Source organism: Peptostreptococcus anaerobius 653-L (assembly GCF_000178095.1).
Classification (GTDB): Bacteria; Bacillota; Clostridia; order Peptostreptococcales; family Peptostreptococcaceae; genus Peptostreptococcus; species Peptostreptococcus anaerobius.
On the sequence record NZ_ADJN01000058.1, the window covers coordinates 19018 to 39845 of the forward strand.

At 37.2% G+C, this 20828-nt stretch carries 16 protein-coding genes and 1 riboswitch; of the genes, 3 read left to right on the top strand and 13 right to left on the bottom strand.

All coding sequences use genetic code 11. The features are described 5' to 3' along the window. Window positions 1-253: 253 nt before the first annotated feature. Together HMPREF0631_RS07065 and HMPREF0631_RS07070 are read left to right on the top strand one after the other, a co-directional pair. On the top strand, window positions 254-964 hold the full coding sequence (locus tag HMPREF0631_RS07065) for an AzlC family ABC transporter permease (protein WP_002844124.1): 711 nt from the start codon (window positions 254-256) through the stop codon (window positions 962-964). Next, window positions 954-1277, top strand: a complete 324-nt coding sequence (locus HMPREF0631_RS07070) for an AzlD domain-containing protein (protein WP_002844165.1) — start codon at window positions 954-956, stop codon at window positions 1275-1277. The genes HMPREF0631_RS07065 and HMPREF0631_RS07070 overlap by 11 nt, the downstream gene beginning before the upstream one ends. Window positions 1278-1364: 87 nt before the next feature. On the opposite strand, the gene rpmE is transcribed toward HMPREF0631_RS07070, so the two are convergent. From rpmE to recD2, 6 genes are all read right to left on the bottom strand, one after another. Further along, on the bottom strand, window positions 1365-1565 hold the full coding sequence (rpmE, locus tag HMPREF0631_RS07075) for a 50S ribosomal protein L31 (protein WP_002844141.1): 201 nt from the start codon (window positions 1563-1565) through the stop codon (window positions 1365-1367). Between the two features lie 123 nt (window positions 1566-1688). Continuing rightward, on the bottom strand, window positions 1689-2636 hold the full coding sequence (locus HMPREF0631_RS07080) for an SAM-dependent methyltransferase (protein ID WP_002844144.1): 948 nt from the start codon (window positions 2634-2636) through the stop codon (window positions 1689-1691). Between the two features lie 167 nt (window positions 2637-2803). Further along, window positions 2804-4420 (bottom strand): putative polysaccharide biosynthesis protein, encoded by a 1617-nt coding sequence (locus HMPREF0631_RS07085; RefSeq protein ID WP_002844153.1) that lies wholly within the window; start codon window positions 4418-4420, stop codon window positions 2804-2806. Between the two features lie 134 nt (window positions 4421-4554). Next, window positions 4555-7077: a cell wall-binding repeat-containing protein gene (locus HMPREF0631_RS07090; protein ID WP_002844133.1), complete on the bottom strand. Its 2523-nt coding sequence runs from the start codon at window positions 7075-7077 to the stop codon at window positions 4555-4557. A gap of 29 nt (window positions 7078-7106) precedes the next feature. Next, the gene (locus tag HMPREF0631_RS07095) at window positions 7107-7928 is read right to left on the bottom strand and encodes a ComF family protein (protein WP_002844147.1); all 822 of its coding nucleotides are present in this window, start codon (window positions 7926-7928) and stop codon (window positions 7107-7109) included. A gap of 7 nt (window positions 7929-7935) precedes the next feature. After that, window positions 7936-10158 carry an SF1B family DNA helicase RecD2 gene (gene recD2, locus HMPREF0631_RS07100; protein ID WP_002844164.1) on the bottom strand — a complete coding sequence of 741 codons (2223 nt, stop codon included), beginning with the start codon at window positions 10156-10158 and terminating at the stop codon, window positions 7936-7938. 274 nt (window positions 10159-10432) lie between these two features. On the opposite strand from recD2, the gene HMPREF0631_RS07105 reads away from it, so the two are divergent. After that, window positions 10433-11620 (top strand): YkvI family membrane protein, encoded by a 1188-nt coding sequence (locus tag HMPREF0631_RS07105; RefSeq protein ID WP_002844138.1) that lies wholly within the window; start codon window positions 10433-10435, stop codon window positions 11618-11620. Between the two features lie 292 nt (window positions 11621-11912). Here HMPREF0631_RS07105 and metK read toward each other — a convergent pair whose 3' ends face one another. The 7 genes from metK to mreB form a co-directional block, all read right to left on the bottom strand. Beyond that, window positions 11913-13097 carry a methionine adenosyltransferase gene (gene metK / locus HMPREF0631_RS07110; protein WP_002844151.1) on the bottom strand — a complete coding sequence of 395 codons (1185 nt, stop codon included), beginning with the start codon at window positions 13095-13097 and terminating at the stop codon, window positions 11913-11915. A gap of 110 nt (window positions 13098-13207) precedes the next feature. Then, window positions 13208-13307: riboswitch (SAM riboswitch) on the bottom strand. Between the two features lie 158 nt (window positions 13308-13465). Next, a complete protein-coding gene (murJ, locus tag HMPREF0631_RS07115; RefSeq protein WP_002844127.1) occupies window positions 13466-15037 on the bottom strand; it encodes a murein biosynthesis integral membrane protein MurJ in 1572 nt (523 codons plus the stop codon). 16 nt (window positions 15038-15053) lie between these two features. Then, entirely contained in the window at window positions 15054-16271 is a 1218-nt protein-coding gene (locus HMPREF0631_RS07120) for a glycosyltransferase (RefSeq protein ID WP_002844122.1), read from the bottom strand. Then, a complete protein-coding gene (wecB, locus tag HMPREF0631_RS07125; protein ID WP_002844123.1) occupies window positions 16272-17372 on the bottom strand; it encodes a non-hydrolyzing UDP-N-acetylglucosamine 2-epimerase in 1101 nt (366 codons plus the stop codon). A 12-nt stretch (window positions 17373-17384) separates the two neighbouring features. Next, window positions 17385-18593, bottom strand: a complete 1209-nt coding sequence (locus HMPREF0631_RS07130) for a nucleotide sugar dehydrogenase (protein ID WP_002844143.1) — start codon at window positions 18591-18593, stop codon at window positions 17385-17387. Window position 18594: 1 nt separating this feature from the next. Further along, window positions 18595-19743: a glycosyltransferase gene (locus HMPREF0631_RS07135; RefSeq protein WP_002844126.1), complete on the bottom strand. Its 1149-nt coding sequence runs from the start codon at window positions 19741-19743 to the stop codon at window positions 18595-18597. Window positions 19744-19809: 66 nt separating this feature from the next. After that, window positions 19810-20820: a rod shape-determining protein gene (gene mreB, locus HMPREF0631_RS07140; RefSeq protein ID WP_002844136.1), complete on the bottom strand. Its 1011-nt coding sequence runs from the start codon at window positions 20818-20820 to the stop codon at window positions 19810-19812. Window positions 20821-20828: the final 8 nt, after the last annotated feature.

Genomic DNA, 20828 nt, shown 5'->3' on the forward strand with positions numbered 1-20828 from the left:
TATCGATGTAAGCAACGATAAAATACCACTAAATATATTTACTATAAAATATTACTTATACAGCTTATGTTCTACTATTCCTTTCATAAAATTATTGCTATTTTTCGCATTTATAACTATAAATTAGGCAAATGTGATATAATATCAATATACTAAATTTTCTTACTTTTTAGTTCAATTTGGGTTAATTTAGTTAATGTATTTATAAAATAAAGCTCTTTTTAATTAATAACAAAAAAAGAAAGGAGTACTTATGACAAAAAAAGAAAAAATTTGGTCCGCCTTTTTGACATCTCTTCCAATAGCATTTGGTTATGTGGCTCTTGGAATCATGGGTGGTGCCTTGATACAAAAGGTCGGTTTTAGCGTTATAGAGGTGGTCTTGTTCTCTGTATTGATATTTTCAGGTAGCGCCGTATTTATAACAGCTAATATGCTGGCAGCTGGTATTTTCCCCCAGATATCCATATATTTGATTGCGACAATCCTAGTCTCAAGTCTTAGAAATGCCATGTACAGTTCATCCTTGATCAATGAGACTAAAAATATGAAGGGTATCAAAAAACTCCTTTTCACACAGTTTGTGACGGATGAGACCTTTGCAATAAACAAGATAAAATACGACTCTTCTAGCTACTGGGATGACGATATGGCCCTTTATTTCTCTGTATTCGCAGCTGTTTTCGGCATGATAGGCAACCTAGTAGGCGCCATATTTGGACAGATTGTAGATATACCTATGGACTTGGCTTTTTTTATGATGTCTAGTATGTTTGTTATACTTACTGTTCTTAGGATTGCAGACAAGATGGATTTAATTATGCTCTTTGTAGCCATAGTAGTATCTTTTATCGTACTTACAATATACCAGGGAGGATTAGACCTAATAATCATATCCCTGACTGTCACTAGCATAGGCTACTTCCTAGATAGGAGAAAAAGGAGGATGAAAAATGAGTCCTAGTTTATTAAAAATATCCATTATCGTCCTTGGATTTGTAGGTATGTTCCTAATTCGTTACCTACCTTTTGCAATAGTAGGCGAAAAGTCCACATCCAAGGAGTTCGATTCTTTTATAAAATACATACCTCTAGGCGTGTTTGTAGCCATGATTATCAAAGACGTTTTTTACAAGGGTGGAGAATTGTTTATCAGCACTAGCAACATCAAGCTTGTGCCCTTGTTGATAGTTATAGCTATTTCGGTTAAGTTTAGGAATATAGGCCTGTCAGTAGTTGCTGGTGGGGTGATTATGTGGATTGCTATGATGATATAAAAATTTCTATATACGAAAAAAAGCAGCCTATAGCTGCTTTTATAATACGTAAATTCGAATTTAGATATTAATAATTCTACAAAATGCTTATTCCATGTTAAATCTCTTCTTAAACTTGTCGATTCTTCCACCCTTTTCGATATTCTTCTGCTTACCTGTGTAGAATGGATGGCATTCTGAACATATTTCTACCCTTATTTCATCCTCAGTAGAGCCTGCCATGAATGTGTTTCCACATGCACATCTAACTTCTACTTCCTTGTACTTTGGCTGTATATCCTTCTGCATTTCAAAGTCACCCCTTTCTTATTTATTAAAAACACGGGCATACACCCATGTTTATGAATTCAACTTCCTTATTATAACATAATAGACAGGACAATTCAAGATTTAATATATATTATTAGGCAATTACTTTTTTAATCTTTCACATATTTCATCTAGGTCAAAAAGCCCTTCATCCTTGCCTATTTCACATACCTCCAAAATGTCCATAAGCCCCTGCCCTACTAGGTCCATGACGTCATCCAGATCGTCGTCCTTTATCCTGTCTAGGCCTTCTTTTAGCTTGCTTAGCCTATAATCTATCTCCTGTGTATAGTTGACCATTCCCGGATTATCTTCAAGACTGACCCTTTCTATATTCCCTATATCCATCCCCTTAACTATATCGTAAACGTCACTAGTCTTCTTGTTTCCGCCCTTAGGTATATATAGGCTAGTCAGGTGGTCAAAGTAGTTTTCCTCCCTATCCAAATCGTATAGGTCAAGCTCCTTCTTGTACTCCATGCCCTTTATACCGGCACTCTTTACTATCCACACCTTTTGGTCATCATGGTAGTAGTCCATCAGCATCAGCTTGATATTGGATGCTATATACCTGTCGTACACCTGAGTTATAATTATATTAGAATCTATGCTGAGGTCTCTTTTGTCTATATTAAAAGCGTCCAAGAGCCTGAATCCCTCTGATGGGTCAAATGCTAGATAGTTGTACATAGCATCTATAAAGCTCATTGAGGCTATGACATCTACATCTACGCCATTTGCCCTTGAATAGTCTTCTACCAGACCTACACTGGTCTCAGCAACTCTAGGATGACCTGGAACAGCATATATAATGTCTGTGTCTTTACCTAGGTCCACAAGCTTTTGGGCTATCCTATCATATACCTCTTCGAACTTTTCCCCTTGGTCATAATATGAATCAAAAGACTCATACTCAATCCCTAGTAGATCAACAACTGGATGTTTACTTGTCCTTAGATATATCTTTTTGCCTGACCTTAGTTCTTCAACCGCCCTGTGACTGATCTGAGATATATCTCCTGCCCCAAGACCTATTATACTTATACTCATATATTACCTCTCTTATATTTTTATCCTTTTTATACTATTCTTTTGGTCTGTTTTTCTCAATCTTATTATATACAAACTCACCTAAAAAATATTTATTCATATGCTTATCTATCATCCTATTATACCACATAAAAAGAGACTGAACACTGTCCAGTCTCTCTTATATACTATCTAACTAGTTTTAACTTCTTTAATTTTCCAAATAACTTGTCTCCCTTAGGCATAGCTAGGATTTCTTCCTTGCTGATACCGCCTATTCCAAGAAGCACTACAATATATATTAGACCACCTACCATGATAGATATCATTGTAAGTAACTTGCCTGATATAACCATGCCTAGACCCATATAAGTAAGCTTGACTCCTGCAAACATCAGGATAACCGTTATTATTGGCTTGATAAAGAACTGCATCTTGTCGAATTCTATATTAAGCTCTTTCTTGATATACCTATACTCAAATATGGCAGCTATAAGATAGGATGCCACTGTACCAAATGCTGATCCCAGTATATTAAACTGAGGCATTGCAGTAAGTGTATATGATATTACTATCTTACCTACTATACCACATAATAGGGCATATACAGGTATCATAGGCTTACCCATACCCTGAAGTATACCGTTAAATGTGTATAAAAGACCCAAGAATACACAGGCTGGAGCAAGTGTAAACAGGATAATACCAAGAGTCTGGGCATTTTCCTTAGGGAATAGTAGTCCCATTATAGGCTCTGAAAGTGATGCTAAACCAAAGGCACATGGCAATAAAAGTAAAAGAGTGATCTTAAATGCCAACTTGGCATTGTGTCTTGCATCATCAAACTTCCTTAGGGCATATGACTCTGATATTGCTGGAACCAATGACATACCTATTGCTGTAGTGAATATCATAGGCATTGATATAATCGGTATAGTCATACCTGTCAACTGTCCCAATAATGCATTGGCAGCAACGCCTGTATAACCTGCAACTTCTAGCCTAGATATTACTATGACAGTATCTACAACATTTACAAGAGGCATTACACAGGCTCCTATAGATATAGGTAGTACGACCAATAATATTCTCTTGATTATCAATGATGTAGGCTGCTTGTGATAACCAACACTTGTCTCTATCAAGGCCTTTCTTTCCTTGCTGTCCTTCATATAGATAAATAGCAAGAACAAGAATGATGCAAATGCTCCTATAGTAGCTCCTGATATACCACCCGCTGCACCAAACTTAGGTCCATACTTGGCCATCAACATATAGGCTAGCATAAGTCCCAAGAATACCCTGAATACCTGCTCTATAATCTGTGAACCGGCTATCCTTGTCATCTGTTGGTATCCCTGATAGTAACCCCTATATGCAGACATAGACGGCACTATAAGAAGTGCTGGCGCTATTGCGTGCATAGCATGTATGGCATTAGGATTGTGCTGGACATCTGTAACTATAAATCCTGCTCCAAAGAAGAGAATTACAAATGTAACCAAACCTGTAAGGAACAACATCCAATGTGTTATCTTAAATATTTCATTGGCTCCCTTGTGGTTACCAAGGGCTGCTTGTTCAGAAACCAACTTGGCTATTGCCGTTGGAAAACCTGCCGTAGCAAGTGTTAAGAACAAGGCGTATACAGGGTATGCCGTCTGGTAATAACCCATACCCTCTGCACTTATCAAATACGTTAGGGGTATCCTGAACACTGCCCCCAACAGCTTTATTACAACACCGGCTGCCCCCAATATGAGGGTACCCATAATAAACGAATTCTTTTTATTACTTATTCCCATTTTGTCCTCCATAGTGTTATATATGTTATAACTTATTTTATTCGCTATTTTAACATACTACATTATAGCACAGACACACTTATTAGTACATAACTTCTATTTCAATTATATGTCTACAATTATTTTCAGTGACCCTATTTTAATTCTATTTTTGTATCTACAAGCTGGTCTTTGCCGCTCACTTCTAGAACTATAACACTAGTATTTTTTATATCTTCCCTATAATTTTTACAGAATATATCCTTGTCTAGCTTCATAGGTGCTGTAGATGTCATTTTCCCTATCTCAATATTTCTCCTCTTAAGTATGGCAGTCTTATCCTTCAATGATACTTCAATCTCTGGATCCAGATGGAAGTAAAGTTCATACTTATGGCTAGAATTATCCCTGGCTTGGACCTTATCCTTTATACTTATCTCTGTCATATCTGGATTGTATTTTATCTCCCTAGTAAAGTCAGTATTTTTAGGTCTTTTACTAATACCAACCATCGTGCTAGAATCTCCATCAAGTATTTTGACCTCTCTACCAAGACCACCATAGTTGTTATCAGAATCAACAACAAGAGAATTATGGGCCTTGAAAGTCCTCACATACTTCGAAAGTGGATTAGAATATTCATAACCAAAGGCCCCTACCTCAGTGAATATATTTCCTTTCTTATACAGCCAAAAAGACAGGTCGTCATTGTGATGGTGTACGTCTGTTAGATATCCTCCCCTCATCATCAAAAATGCGTCCTTACTCCTGGCTATATCGTAACCAGCATTCTTAAATGTAAACCTTTTAATTTGGTCACCCTCTTCTTCTTTTTCTGGTCCATAGTAGTCCTCAAGGTTTGGTTTTATCATACCTGTATCACCGACCACTGGCAATAAACCATCAGGAAGTATAATAGACCTTGAATACTTCTTGGACATCTCGAACTTGTTTTTTAGTATTTCATAGTAGTTTGTGTCCGCCCTACTTACCTGTTTTAAAAAGTCACCTAGCTCTTTTAGCATGACAAAATGATATTCTGGGGAATTTTCTATATGGACTCCTTCTTGATCAAAGTGGGTATTGAAATATTCAGCTGCACGTGTGAGAGACAACTTATACATACCCCTGTCACCTATGTAGTCAGCATACCTAAGCACTGCCATATCCTGAAATAGTCCATGGTTATAATTGCCCGCCCAAAAACCTGGAGAAAGCATCTTTGTAGCCATATTGTACATAGACTTATTCAAAAGGTCCTTGTCGCTTGGATTTAGCAGTATATTGGCTACAGAGTAAAATCTAAGATAATAATCCAAGCGTCTGGCAGTTGTCTCATCATGCCACATTATATCATCGTAGGTATTGGCCTGTTCCTTTTCGAATATCCTTATTAATTCCATTCCCTTTTCTAAATAAGACCTATTGCCACTTTCTTCAAAGGCATTTACTAGGTCATTTAGGTAAAAGAAGCCATACAACTGCCTTCTTGAACTCCTAGATTCAGACTTCAAGGGACTAAAACTCCCCTTAAAATCTATAGGATTGTCCATGCTTCCCTCTCTAGGAAGCTTATTAGAAAGAAGCATATCAGCACTCTTAACATAGTCTTTAGAATATATCCATTTGTTTATAGATTTATTTCTAAACTTGGATGCTATCCTACCACCAAGACAAGTGATGCTTGAATACTTGTCAGAATTTATATATGTTCTAGGGTTGTTATCATATAGGACCAAGTTGGCCTCGTTGTTAGCAGCGTAAGGTACACCTGACAAGGCATCGGCAAAATCCTCCCCTGTAGTAATAACAAGGTTCTTAGGATTGTCGAACAATCTTGTATTTATTGTATATGATGTATCATATCTGTTAAAGCCAGCATATCTTTGGGAATTTGTATACATATTGTCCAACTCTTTAGGCAGGTACCTAGTACCACCGATTAAAATCGGTTCATTGACATTTAAGTCTGATAGGTATTTTTTATTGTCTTGATCAAGAGTGGATGGAACCAGTACAATCGGGGCCTTAGTCTTATAGGCGTATACTCCACCACTTATCGAGTCTGCAAAGTTATCACCACTTACAAAAACAACCTTATTATAATATGTCTTGCCATATATTTCTTTTATAACTTCTTGATTGGTCAAATACCTATTAGAGCCTGAGATTCTTGATACCCTATACTTGTCTTCTTCCAATTTTTTGTATATCTTATCTGATATAGAGCTAGATCCTCCTATCAAAATTACGTTTTTAACATCCAACCTATTTAGTTCACTTGCCAACTCACCCTCAAGTTCCTTACCTGCTGTCAAAAGTATAGGACCTCCACGTTTTGCTGATACAGGTATAGCAGAGATCGAGTCTGCATATACAAAACCATTTACCACTACAGCTGTCTCACTTCCATATGGATAAGTTTTTTTAGATACTTCTACAGACGTATTTATCCTGTCTTTTCCCATAAGTGTTGAGTAGGCAGAATTGGTCTTTATATTTTTATTTTCTAATAGAGGCTCTGTTTCAAAATTGAATCCGTCAACCTCACTACTTTTTGTACTTAAAGATCCCACATTATCGCTTACATCCACATTATCTATATCATCAGCAAATACACTTGTAGCCATAGAAACTACCATGGATGCAGCAAGCATACTGTTAATTAACTTATTCATAAATCCCCCTTAAAATATTTTAATAATATCTATTCTATATATTCGATGATAGGCTTTTCATACTTACCAGTAAGAAATGTCAGGCCTATTACCTCTTTAGCCCCAGACAACTTGAGTACCTTAGCTATCTCATTTAGCGTTGACCCTGTCGTAAATATATCATCTACTACAGCTACAACCCTGTCTTCTAAGTACTTTGTATAGTCATCTTGAACCTTGAACACACCCCTCAATTCTCTTTTTCTATCATCTGCATTTAGGCCATGTAGCTTTCTGGTATCCCTTGTTCTATCTATCATATCCAAGCATTCAATATCAAAGTTTTTCCCCAACCTTTTGGCTATTTCACCGGCTTGATTAAATCCCCTATCCTTACTGCGCTTTTTGCTCATTGGAACGTATGTTATATAGTCAATTGAAGCTATAACATCTGGATAGATTTCCTTTAACATATCTGTCATTATATCGGATATGTTATTAGCCAAGAAAGTCTTTGAGTTGTATTTTAAGTCGAATACAAGGTGTTTTGACTTATCCTCGTATTCCAAAAATGATATATTCCTGTCGTATATTGTAGACTTATTCCTGCAATAATCACAGTCCAATATATCATTATCATTCTTAAGGCTTGTATTTATAATTGGCTTGCCACACTTAGGACAAGCATTTATAATAAAAACCATCTGGTCATAACAAGACTTGCATACCGAGTACTTGTTAGACCTACTTATGGGCATCTTACAAAATACACACGACAGATTTTGAGGATATATAATATCCAAAATAAGTCTAATAAAATTTTTCTTATCGTCTTTTTTGTAAGCTGTATTTTCTAAATCAATCTTCTTCATATCAAAACTACTCCATCAAATCTTCATAATAATTATTCCAAAGCTTCATGATTTTATAGTCAAGATTAGAAAATCTTTCATTGTTTTTATTGTTTTTTATCATATGGTCTAGGTATTTTTTCATACCTACAATTACTACAAGTTTTTTTGCCCTTGTAACAGCAGTATATATAAGATTTCTAGAAAGTAGCATAGATGGTCCCCATGTCATCGGTATTATAACCACTGGAAACTCACTCCCCTGACTCTTGTGGACAGTCGTACAAAAACAATGCTCTATCTCGTCTAGCTCGTCATACTTATACTTGTATATCTTGTACTCGTCAAATATTATATAAATCTGCTTGGCCTGCTTGTCTATATGGTAGATGTAACCAATATCTCCATTGTATATGCCTTCACCGGAGTCAGTAGTGGCCTCGTCCTCCCACTTCTTTTGGTAGTTGTTCTTGACCTGCATTACCTTGTCTCCAACCCTAAAAGTCCTCTTCATAAGTTCAACCTCAAGCCTGTCAGACCTGTATGGATTTAGACTTGACTGAAGGATCGTATTTAGGTTGTTTACACCAGCTGTCCCCTTTCTCATAGGAGAAAGAACCTGCATATCCTTGATTGAATCTGCCTTGTAGAACTTCTCCAGTCTTCCACCGAGTAAGGACCTTATCTGGTCACATATTTCTTCATCTGTATCTGCGTTTATAAAATAAAAGTCTCCACCCTTCCTATTGGCAATTATATCTTGACCTGAGTTGATCCTGTGGGCATTGACTATGATGTCACTCTCCTGGGCCTGTCTAAATATCTCCGTAAGCTTGATTGTTGTAACTACACCCGAATTTATTATATCAGATAATACGTTACCCGCTCCTACAGATGGCAACTGGTCCACATCCCCTACTAGAATAAGTCTTGTTTTGGCTGACATTGCCTTGAGTAGGTTGTCCATCAAGAATATATCTATCATGGATGCTTCATCCACTATTATTACATCGGCATCTATAGGTTCTTCATCATTCTTGACAAATATGACCCTATCATCCGCATCAAAGGCCATTTCAAGTAACCTATGTATAGTCTTGGATTCTTCTCCTGTGGTCTCAGTCATCCTCTTGGCTGCTCTACCAGTAGGCGCTGCTAATACAACCCTGTTTTTATTTTTCTTGAACATATTTATAATAGTGTTGATTGTAGTAGTCTTACCGGTACCCGGTCCACCAGTTAGGACCATGACACCATTTTCAAAAGCAGCCCTTACAGCCTGGGTCTGGGCACTTGCCAAGAATATGCCATTGTCTTCCTGAAAGTCTTCAAGTTCCTCGTCTAGGTCTATTTTTAGGTCCTTTCTAGGATTGGCAACCAGTTCCAAAATCTTGGTACTAACATCCTGTTCTGCCTTGTGGTACCTTGCTAGGTACACCATATTTTCATCGCCATACTTTTCAACTACTATCTTCCTACTTATGATCAAGTCATACTCTGAGACTTCTATTTTCTCAAGTTCTATATCAAGTAACCTTTGAGCCTCCTTCAAGAGTATTGTCTCTGGCAAAAATGTATGGCCATTATTTATAGAATTTTTTAGAATATGGATTATACCCTGCTCTATCCTGTAGCTGGAATCCTTGGCTAGACCATTACCACTAGCTATCCCATCGGCTATACTAAAGCCTATACCAACAATATCATCTATTAGTTGGTAGGGATTTTCTCTAACTACATCTATGGAAGTTTCACCATATTTTTTGTATATCTTCATACTCATTTTTGGAGTTATGCCGAATGGGGATAACTGTATAATTACATTTTTAACACCCATATTTTCCCTGTAAGATTCTACTAAGGGTTTTAACTTCTTGGGGCCTATGCCCTCTATCTTAAGAAGATCCTCTGGGCTATTTTGTATTACCTCAAGACTCCTAACACCAAACTTGTCCACTATACGTTTGGCCATTTTCTGACCTACCCCTGTGATGACACCTGATGACAAAAACGACAGGATACCACTTACAGTAGTTGGTATTACAAGCTGATATGAATTGACTCTTAACTGTCTTCCGTAAGTCTCGTGAACAGTCCACTCACCTTCAGCTTCAATATTCTCTCCGGTAGAAAGACCTGGCAAATAACCTACTATAGTCTCAATAGATTCTTCAATTTTCATCCTAGCTATAACATAACCATTATCACCTGCAAAAACTATATCACTAACAGTACCTTCTAATTTTGCCATGATCTCACCTCCAATCTTTTAACTCACTATTAATATTATAGCCTATTTTTGTGAAAAAAGGGCCACATATTAATTATCAAATTTTTTCAGTATATTCACCTTTTTTAACAATGTTTTTGGTAAAGTTTATTCAATTATACATAATTAATATAAGTTTTATAAGTAAAGTTAAGGATAAATCAGGATGACCCTTGAAATTTGTGACATTATTGTTGTTTAATTATTCTCTTATAAGTGATATAATATAGACAAACTTAAAAGGAGGTATTCTGAAATGAGTAAGAACAAATATTTTACGTCAATCAGTATCGGTGTTGCCACAGTTTGGTTTTCTACCCACTGCGGGGCAGGATTTGCTTCTGGTACACAGGAGTTACAATACTTTGCCAACCATGGATGGTTTGGAGTTTTCATGCCTATAATCACTTTTGCAATTATTGCTTTCACTTATTATATAGGACTAGAAACTGCAAGGCAAACAGACAAGTGGGGTTATGACTTGTGGTCTAAAGAAGCATTCGGTTCAGCATCAAAGCTTTTGACACCTGCTATGGACTTCTCTATTATAATAACTACTATAGCTGCTACAGCCGCTACTATAGCTACAGGAGGTCTGCTTGGTAACCAGTACCTAGGACTACCAGTAGCCGTTGGATCAATAGCAATGTTTATAATAGTAACTATACTTTGTATATTTGGAGAGAACCTAGTAAGAAAAAATGCCATGATAATGACAAGTGCTATTCTAGTAATCATCTCTATAGTGTTGGTTGCAGGACTTATAAAATTTGCTCCAGATATAGCAAGATTATTTAGGGAAGGATATGTAAATCCAAACTCAGCTAAGTGGTCTATCTCAGGAAGCGCTGACACAGTACCAGGAAATATAGGTAACTCACTACTATGGGGACTTACTTATGCTGGATTCCAGATCAGTGCCATAGGTGGTATAGCAGCATCATTCAAGGGTGGTAGCTTCAAGCAAGAAGCTAAGGGTGCCATGATAATGGGTGCGGTAATCAACATACTTATGCTAGTTGGTATATGCCTATTAATATTCTCACAGATGCCACACATCTACCTAGACGAAGCTACTAGAAAGCTTCCAACAGTGTTTATAGTAAACCAGCTAAACATACCAGTGCTTGCAGTACTTTACCCAATACTACTATTCCTAGCTCTTATAACAACAGCAGTAGGATTTATATTCGGTATGGTACAGAGACTTGACCCATATGTGCTAAAGAATATGGATTCAAAGCCTGTTCTAAGAAAGGCTATTATAAGTTTCGTATGCTTGCTAGTGTGCTACGCAGTATCTAAGCTAGGACTTATGTGGGTTGTACAGGTTGCCTACAAGTACCTAGGAATATTCAACTGGGCATTTATAATATTACCATTATGGATACTAGGATATAAGAATATAAAGAAAAGAGACAAAGGCGAGAAATTAGAAGCATAATTTATTTGGAGGCAGTAGTTTTCTACTGTCTCTTTCCTTATTCCGACTCTTTCCACAAGACAGGTTGATTCCAAAAAATTTTTAAAGATTAACTCTATAGCAAAAAATAGGCAGTTTGTAGATTCTATAATCATAAAATAGAATTTACAAATATCAAAGCGAAAACGAACGACGGAAAGCGGACCGGCGCTTCGCGCATAGAGCTTTCAGTGAGTTAAGCTTATGATATTTCAAATTCTATGAATAGATTACAAATCTACAACTGCCTATTATGCATTCAATTTAGTCTATCTTATAAATATTTTTTCAGGATATCAACCTTGTCTGTCTTTTCCCATGGGATGTCGATATCTGTTCTTCCAAAGTGTCCATATGCTGCTGTCTGCTTATAGATTGGTCTTCTAAGATCTAGGTTCTTTATTATTGCTCCTGGTCTTAGGTCGAAGTTTTCTTTAACTATCTCAACTAGCTTTTCATTGTCTAGTCTTCCAGTTCCAAAAGTATCTACAAATATAGATAGTGGTCTAGCAACACCTATGGCATAGGCTAATTCTATTTCACACTTGTCTGCAAGGCCTGCTGCTACTATGTTCTTGGCAACGTATCTTGCTGCATAACAAGCTGACCTGTCAACCTTTGTAGGGTCTTTTCCTGAGAATGCTCCACCGCCGTGTCTTGAGTATCCACCATATGTATCTATGATAATCTTTCTGCCTGTAAGACCTGTATCTCCGTGTGGTCCTCCTACAACAAATCTTCCTGTTGGGTTGATGTAGTATAGTGTTTCATCATCTAATAATTCTGCTGGTATTGTAGTCTTTATTACCTTTTCTATTAGGTCAGTTCTTATCTGGTCGTTAGTAGTTTCTGGATCATGCTGTGAAGATATAAGTACTGTATGCACTCTCACTGGCTTGTCATCTTCGTATTCTACTGTTACCTGAGTCTTACCATCTGGTCTTAGGTAGGCAAGCTCTCCTGACTTTCTTACTTCTGTTAACTTTCTAGATAGCTTGTGGGCTAAAGATATTGGAAGTGGCATCAATTCTGGTGTTTCATTACAAGCGAAACCAAACATGATTCCCTGGTCTCCTGCTCCAACCTTTTCTATCTCATCTTCTACCTTTTCACCTTCTTTTGATTCCAGTCCTTCGTCAACACCCATAGCTATATCATTTGACTGTTCGTCTATAGCTGTTATTACTGCACAGTTTTCAGCGTCGAATCCGAATTTTCCTCTAACGTATCCTATTCCTTCTACTGTCTCTCTTACTATCTTTGGAATATCCACATATGCATTTGTAGATATTTCTCCTGCTACTAATATTAATCCTGTTGTAGCTGTTGTCTCACAAGCTACTCTTGATGTTGGATCCTTTTCAATAAGGGCATCAAGTATCGCATCTGACACCTGGTCACAAAGTTTGTCAGGATGTCCTTCTGTTACTGATTCTGATGTAAATAAATGTCTTGCCATTAACTTTTCCTTTCTAAAATACAATTACTCTGGTGCCTTATTCCTATATAAGAAAAAAATAAACCTCTCCATGAAAAATGAAGAGGCTTTAATTTCAATAATTATAGCAAACCTCATCTTTCAAGATAAAAATCTTGTAGGATTTAGCACCGTAAATTCTCCGGTTGCTGGGCTTCATAGGGCCTGTCCCTCTGCCACTCTTGATAAGGTGATATGCCAACTCACATTAGCATATCAGTTATTCTAGTTACTAAAATATATTAACACTTGTTTAGTGTGATGTCAACATATTTTTGTATTTAATTTTTAACTTGTCACTTGTAAAAGTAACTTCCACCCTCGTGTGGAATTTACCTTTTCAATTCACCTTAATTTTTAGCCAGCTTATTCTTAAGCTTTTTAATTCCATTTTTAGACTCCTTGAATAGGTAGTCAATTTCATCTACCTTTAGCAACTTAACAACCAAAAGGTATACCAATGTAGATATTGCAGCTGCTATGATCAGACCTACAAAGTTTACAAGGCCTCCACTTCCTGCCATACCTACTATAAAGTCATATACTAACTTGGCTATAAGAGCCATGATTATAGACCCTACAAAGACCTTTGCAATACATGACATGACTTCTTTTTCACCGTAGTCTCCAATAGATTTTTTCAGTGAATTCATAAGCATTATCATAGATATTATATATGATAGACTAGTCGCTAGGGCAAGTCCTCCATTTTGCATAGGCTTTACCAAGGCTATACTAAGGCCTATATTGAGCAGGACTGATATAGTAGAGTTTACCATAGGTGTCTTTGTATCTCCTATAGAGTAGAAAACCTTCATCACAACGGTCCTCATTGCTAGGCCTATCATGCCAACTAAGTAGAATATAAAGGCGTTTGTAGTAAGATTGGCTGCCCTCATATCAAAGGCCCCCCTCATAAATAGGGCCATTATTATAGGTTTTGCCAAGACTATACACAAAAATGTAATAGGTATAATCATTATATAGACTATATTTACAGATCTCTTTATAAGGTTATTAAATCCTGTCTTGTCCTTGTCAAATGACATCTTAGACAACTGCGGAAATATTACTATACTTATAGCTGTTATAAATATACCTATAAAAAATCCCATCAGCTTGTTGGAATAGTTAAGTGATGACATGGATCCTACAACTAGTGTAGATGCCAGGGTCTTGTCAACTGCCCTATTAATCTGTGACACTGATGTAGATACCAATACAGGGGCTACCAAAAATAACATATCCAGCACATACTTGTCTTTAAAATCCATTACTGGCATAGGCTTATAACCTAGCTTAAAGGATTTCGGTAACTGGATTATATACTGGGAAAACAGGGCCAAACTTGCCCCAATCGGTAGTATATATATATTGTTTGTGTATATACTTATAACTATAGATAGGATTGCTATTACATTATAGGGTATGCCAGTTATTCCCGATATAAGAAAATCATCCTTGTTCTGGAGGAATGAACTGACTACAGAGCTCATGCCTGAGAATATATAACCTGCTAGCATAATCCTTGTAAACTTGACTGTTTCATTAAATGTTTCGCCCTTGAACCCATATGCAAATACTTTTACAATAGGCTCCATGAATATAAAGGCCACTACAGATATTAAAAATCCAACTAGCAAGGTCAAGTTCAAAACATTGTTGGTAAATACGTTGGCTCTCTCTTCTCCTTTTTCCTCAACCACCCTGTTATACATAGGTATATAAGTTGTAGCTAGGGATGCTGCCAAAAGAGAAAATAGTATCTTGGGTATGTCATAGGCAGAGAAATATATATCACTATACATGGATGCTCCGTAGTAATAGCTCATTACCTGCTCTCTGAAAAATCCCACAAATTTTGACAATAGGGTCAGACTCATCAAGAGGACGACATTTTTTACAACCTTATTACTCTTCATTATTAAATTCTCCTCTTTACTGATTCCTTTTTATTTTCATATAATTTCTCATTATCTCTAGGTCAATACTGGCTATATGGTCCCAACCATATTCCAATCTTGTCCTCTCCTTTAAAGCTTCCTTATCCCAGCCCCTATTGATAGAGTCTAGGATTTTTTCAGCATATCTCTTTTCAAAATTTTCACCCTCTTGGACTATATAGTCAGGGTTTCCTATTGCTTCAGGTATGCCTCCAGAGCCAGATCCTATAGCAAGGACCCCTAGGGAGTTGGCCTCTACTATTACGCTTCCAAAGCCCTCTCTTCTAGATGGCAATACCATTATATCCATAAGGTTGAGGTGTTCATTTACCTCTTCTATTGATACGTTGCCAGTGAATATGACATCTAGTCCAGCCTCCTTGACTTGGGACTCGACAAGGTCTCTCATGTCTCCATCGCCCACAAGTAGGTATTTGCATTTTTTGACTGAGTCTACACCTGAGAATATCTCAGCCAACTTATCAGAACGCTTAACCTCTGTAAGGCTGCCTACATATCCTATCACTGTATCTGTAGGCTCTATTCCAAGTTCTCTTCTTAACTGGTTTTTTCTAGTCTCCCCAATATCAAAGAACTTATCAAAATTGACACCGTTCTTAGTCAGACTATAGTTGTCCTTCTTCCAGCCTAGCTTATTGGCAGTCTTTCTTAGGACGTCACTTACAAAGAAGTTATTGGCTGCATTATTTAGGACATCTAAAACCTTCTTTTTTACATTTGAGTCCCTGAATGGATTTGTATGTATATCACTGCCATAGTACTGGACAAAGTAAGGCTTATCAAACTTTTTACCTATATGATAGGCAAGCCTACCATGAGGATAGCCCCACTGGGCAACCACTATGTCGCACGCTTCTATTTCTTTTCTATGAGCTTCAATAAATGGCTCATATTTTTTGTAATCGTCATCTTGCTTTTCTATTTTTCTTGCAAACAGGTCTACTTTTAGATAATCTTTTTTATATACTCTTCCATCAATTTCAAAAGAAGGGCCATTATTTACAAATATTTTTTTCTTTTTTATCTTTTTCAAAAATTTGGATATACCGACATCATAAAATTGGACGGAGTAAACATTTAGTACGTCTTCTTTACCTATTAAGTTTTCTAGGGCAAGAAGCTTTTCGTGATTAGCAGTAAACAAACCCTTTATATTATTTTCATTCATATTAACTAGGTAAAAAATATTCATCTAAAATGTACCTCTTTCTATTATGTCTACTATTCTTTGACTGGCCCTTCCATCTCCATAAGGATTTTGAGCTTGGGCCATTTTATTGTATAGGTCTTTGTCATCCAAGAGCTTCTTAGCCCATTTCACTATCTTTTCCCTGTCTGTTCCGACTAGTAGCAGGGTTCCAGCTTCAAGACCTTCTTTCCTTTCCGTTTCATCCCTCAGGACAAGGACCGGCTTGTCCATAGATGGGGCTTCTTCCTGGATACCACCACTGTCTGTCATCACCATATAGGACCTGTTGATAAGGTTGTGGAAGCTAACGACATCTAGGGGCTCTATTAGCCTTACCCTGTCACAGCCCTCAAACTCCCTGTTGGCTAGGTCTATAATTCTTGGGTTTTTGTGGACTGGATATATTACCTTTATATCATCATAGCTTGCAAGCAAGTCCTTTATAGCGGCAAATATCCTCTCCATAGGTTGTCCAAGATTTTCTCTCCTGTGGGCTGTAAGTAAAATCAACCTATCATGGCCCAGCCAATCAATATAAGGATCCTTGTAGGTCTCACTAAGTGTATACTTTAGGGTGTCTATAGCTGTGTTACCGGTGACAAATATAGATTTTTCATCCTTGCCCTCTCTTAGGAGGTTGTCCCTAGTCATATTTGTTGGACAAAAATTAAAGTCAGCCACTAGTCCCACCATCTGCCTATTTATCTCTTCTGGATATGGTGAGTACTTGTTGTAGGTCCTAAGTCCAGCTTCAACATGGGCTATCTTGACCTGGTTATAAAAGGCTGCTAGGGCAGCTGTAAATGTTGTAGTCGTATCACCATGGACCATCATGCAGTCCGGTTTTTCAAGCTCTATAATTTCATTTATTTTTGACAAAACAGATGATGTAATATAGGCTAGGGTTTGAGATTTCTTCATTATGTCTAGGTCGTAATCTGGTACTATATCAAATACATCCAGCACCTGGTCTAGCATCTGCCTGTGCTGGGCTGTAACGCAGACAATAGTTTTTATTCCCTTTCTACTTTTAAGTTCTTTAACAATTGGTGCCATTTTTATGGCTTCTGGCCTAGTACCAAATACCAGCATAACTTTCTTCATACACTCACCCCCTTATAGCTTGTAAGTTGGATACTTTCTTATAATATTCTTTGTATCAAAAATAATCTTACCCTCTAATTTATCTTCATTGACTGACAATTGCTTATGGTCAACCATTACTAGTACAAGGTCAATTCCACCTAAAAATTCATCAAATCCCTCTACCATGCCCTCATATCTTGAAGGTTCTACCATAGGATCGTATATTTTTATCAAAGATCTTTCATCATCATCTAGCAGGTTTAAAAACTGAAGGCTAGGTGATTCCCTTGTATCATCTACATTTGGCTTATAAGTTATTCCATAGATGCCTACCCTAGACATATCTTCTATAGAATTATCTTTCATTATGTCCCTTAACCTATCAAGTACAAAGGTCGGCATTGAATCATTGACCTTTCTCGCAGTGCCAATCAACCTAGCAAGTTCTGGGTAGTCTCCAACCAAAAACCAAGGATCAACGGATATACAATGTCCTCCAACACCAGGTCCCGGAGTAAGTATATTGACCCTAGGATGCTTGTTGGCTATCTTTATTATCTCATAGACATCCATATGGTCCTGTCTACATATCTTGGCAAGTTCATTGGCAAAGGCTATATTTATGTCCCTGTATGTATTTTCTACTACCTTGGACATCTCTGCTGTCTTTATATCTGTAAGTACAATATCTCCCTTGCAAAAAGAACCGTATATACTCTTTACCTTCTCAGCAACTTCTGGCTTATCCGCTCCTATAGTCCTAGAATTATTCACCAATTCCTTAATCATACTACCAGGTAGTATCCTCTCTGGTGCATGGACTAAGTCTATTGACTTATTTGATTCTTCAACTATAGGTCTTACTATTCTATCTATAGTACCAGGCGAAATAGTTGACTCTACAACCAGTATAGCCCCATCACTAGCTACTTCTACTACACTTTTAGTAGCACAGATCAAGTAGGCAGGGTCTATCTTCTTGCTTGACCCATCGTATGGTGTTGGTACTGCAATGATATATACATCAGCATCAACATATTCTGTTGTAAATCTTATCTTATTTTCTATAGCCTTTTTTAGTAGGTCTTCTAGTCCGTCTTCCTTGAATGTTACATTCTGGCTTTTTAGGTTATTTACTATATTCTGATTTAAATCTGTTCCTACAACTTCAAGGCCCTTAGATGCCAACATCAAAGATGTTGGTAGGCCTATATAACCCAAGCCCACTACATTTATCATATTAGTCCCTTTCCAAATCTGAATACACATCAATGAGCCTTTTTTTCATAGTCTCCCAAGAGTAATTTTCGTAGACTCCCTGCATATTCTCAACCTTTTTATCTATTATAGACCTATCTTTTTCTAATTTATAAAGTAGGTCCCTAAATTCATTTTTATCATAGTCTATCACAAAACCGATATCGTACCTCTCAACTATTTTGTCCATAGAAGTACCCCTGGCAACAACTATCGGCTTTTTGAGTAACATAGCCTCATAGATCTTATTGGCAGCTGAATATTTATGGTTCATTATTTGAGGATTATATACTGCAAACATAAGGTCTGACTTGCTGTATATATCAAATGTATCCTCGTAATCCACCTTACCCATATACTTGATATTATCTGTCTTGTCAGCTCTTTCTTTAACAAAATCAACAAGGTCTCCACCACCGGCAAGTATCATCTGGCTATCCTTCATATCCATCATACAATCCACAGCCTGATCTATGAATCTTCTCTTAGACAGGACTCCTATGTAGGCTAGTGTCAGCTTGTGGTCAGGATCCATCGACTGATCTATATAGCTACTAACATCAAAGTCTATACTAGGAGTGTTGTGAACAACTGTTAGCTTTCTTGGTCTTGCCCCAGCTATCTGATCTTTTCTCTCCTCAGTACATATTATAGTATTGTCTGCATAGTTTATTATAGAATACTCCATAGACCTTATAATAAATTTTAGGGGTCCTGGTATCTTTGCCCTTGAGTCCACATAAAAATCTGCTATATGGTAAACTAGATGCTTATTGTATGATTTTGCTATTTTTTTGGCCACAAGACCTGTATCTAGGTCAAAGGCGTGGATAGCATCAAACTTGTCTACATTGCCTTTCATCCACGACTTAAGGCTATCCATATAAGATTTTAGGGTAGTGAAATTTTTCATACCCCTCTCTGTCTTGCCTGATAATTGTAACTCATAGTTGTCTATTTCTAAATTATTTATCTTGATTGTCTTTTTGATGTAGCCTTTTAAAGACTCATCACATGCCCTGTTACGAGACAGGACTACCACGCTATGACCTGCTGATGTCAGGGCTTCCAAGACCCTACGTATATTGGCATTAGTAGGTGCGTCCGAGTTTCTCGCTATTAATACTCTCATTTATCCAACTCCTATAAAAAATGCCTCCCACAATCTATACAAATGTAAGAGGCATAAATAAATTCATTATACAGTTCCTGCTATCTCTAGTAGCTCTACTGATCCAAGGGCTATACCTGTACCTAATGCCACACAACTGATTGGGTCTTTTGCTAGTCTAACTCTAAGACCTGTTAGTTCTGATATTTTTCTATCCATTCCATAAAGTAAAGATCCGCCACCTGTCAGCATTATTCCATTCTCTGCTATATCAGAAGCCAGCTCTGGTGGAGTATCCTGCAATACCTTTGTAACTAAGTTAGTTATCTGGTTTACGCTGCCACTCATAGCATCCATTATTTCTATTGAGCTCACAGTAATTGCCTTTGGAAGACCATTAGTAAGATCTCTACCTGTTATCTTGATAAATCTCTCTTCCTGCCTTCTATAAGCACAACCTATGTCTTTCTTGATTTTCTCAGCTGTTCTCTCTCCTATAATAACATTATAGTTTCTCTTTATATATCTGATGATATCTTCATCGAACCTATTTCCGCCAGTCTTGATTGACTTGGAAATTACTGTTCCACCTAAAGAAATTACAGCAACATCAGATGTTCCACCACCTATATCTACTACAAGGTGACCACCTGGCTTTGTTATATCTATTCCTGCACCGATAGCAGCGGCAACCGGCTCTTCTATTAGAAGGACTTCTCTTGCACCTGCCTGCTTGGTAGCATCCTCTACTGCTTTTCTTTCTACATCTGTAATATCTGAAGGTATAGATACCATGATCCTAGGCATGACAATCTTTCCCATACCTTTTTTTTCTCCTAGCATAGAAATAAAACCCTTTAGCATTCTTTCAGCATTGTCATAATCTGATACCACACCATTCATCATAGGCTTTATAGTTTCTATATCTTTTGGTGTTCTACCTATCATCTTATAGGCTTCATTACCTACTGCTATCACTTCATCTATTCTATTATCGACTGCTACCACTGATGGCTCACTTAGAACAATACCCTTATCGTCCACTACTATCAATACGTTAGCTGTGCCTAAATCTATTCCTATATCCATTCCAGCCATAATAAAAC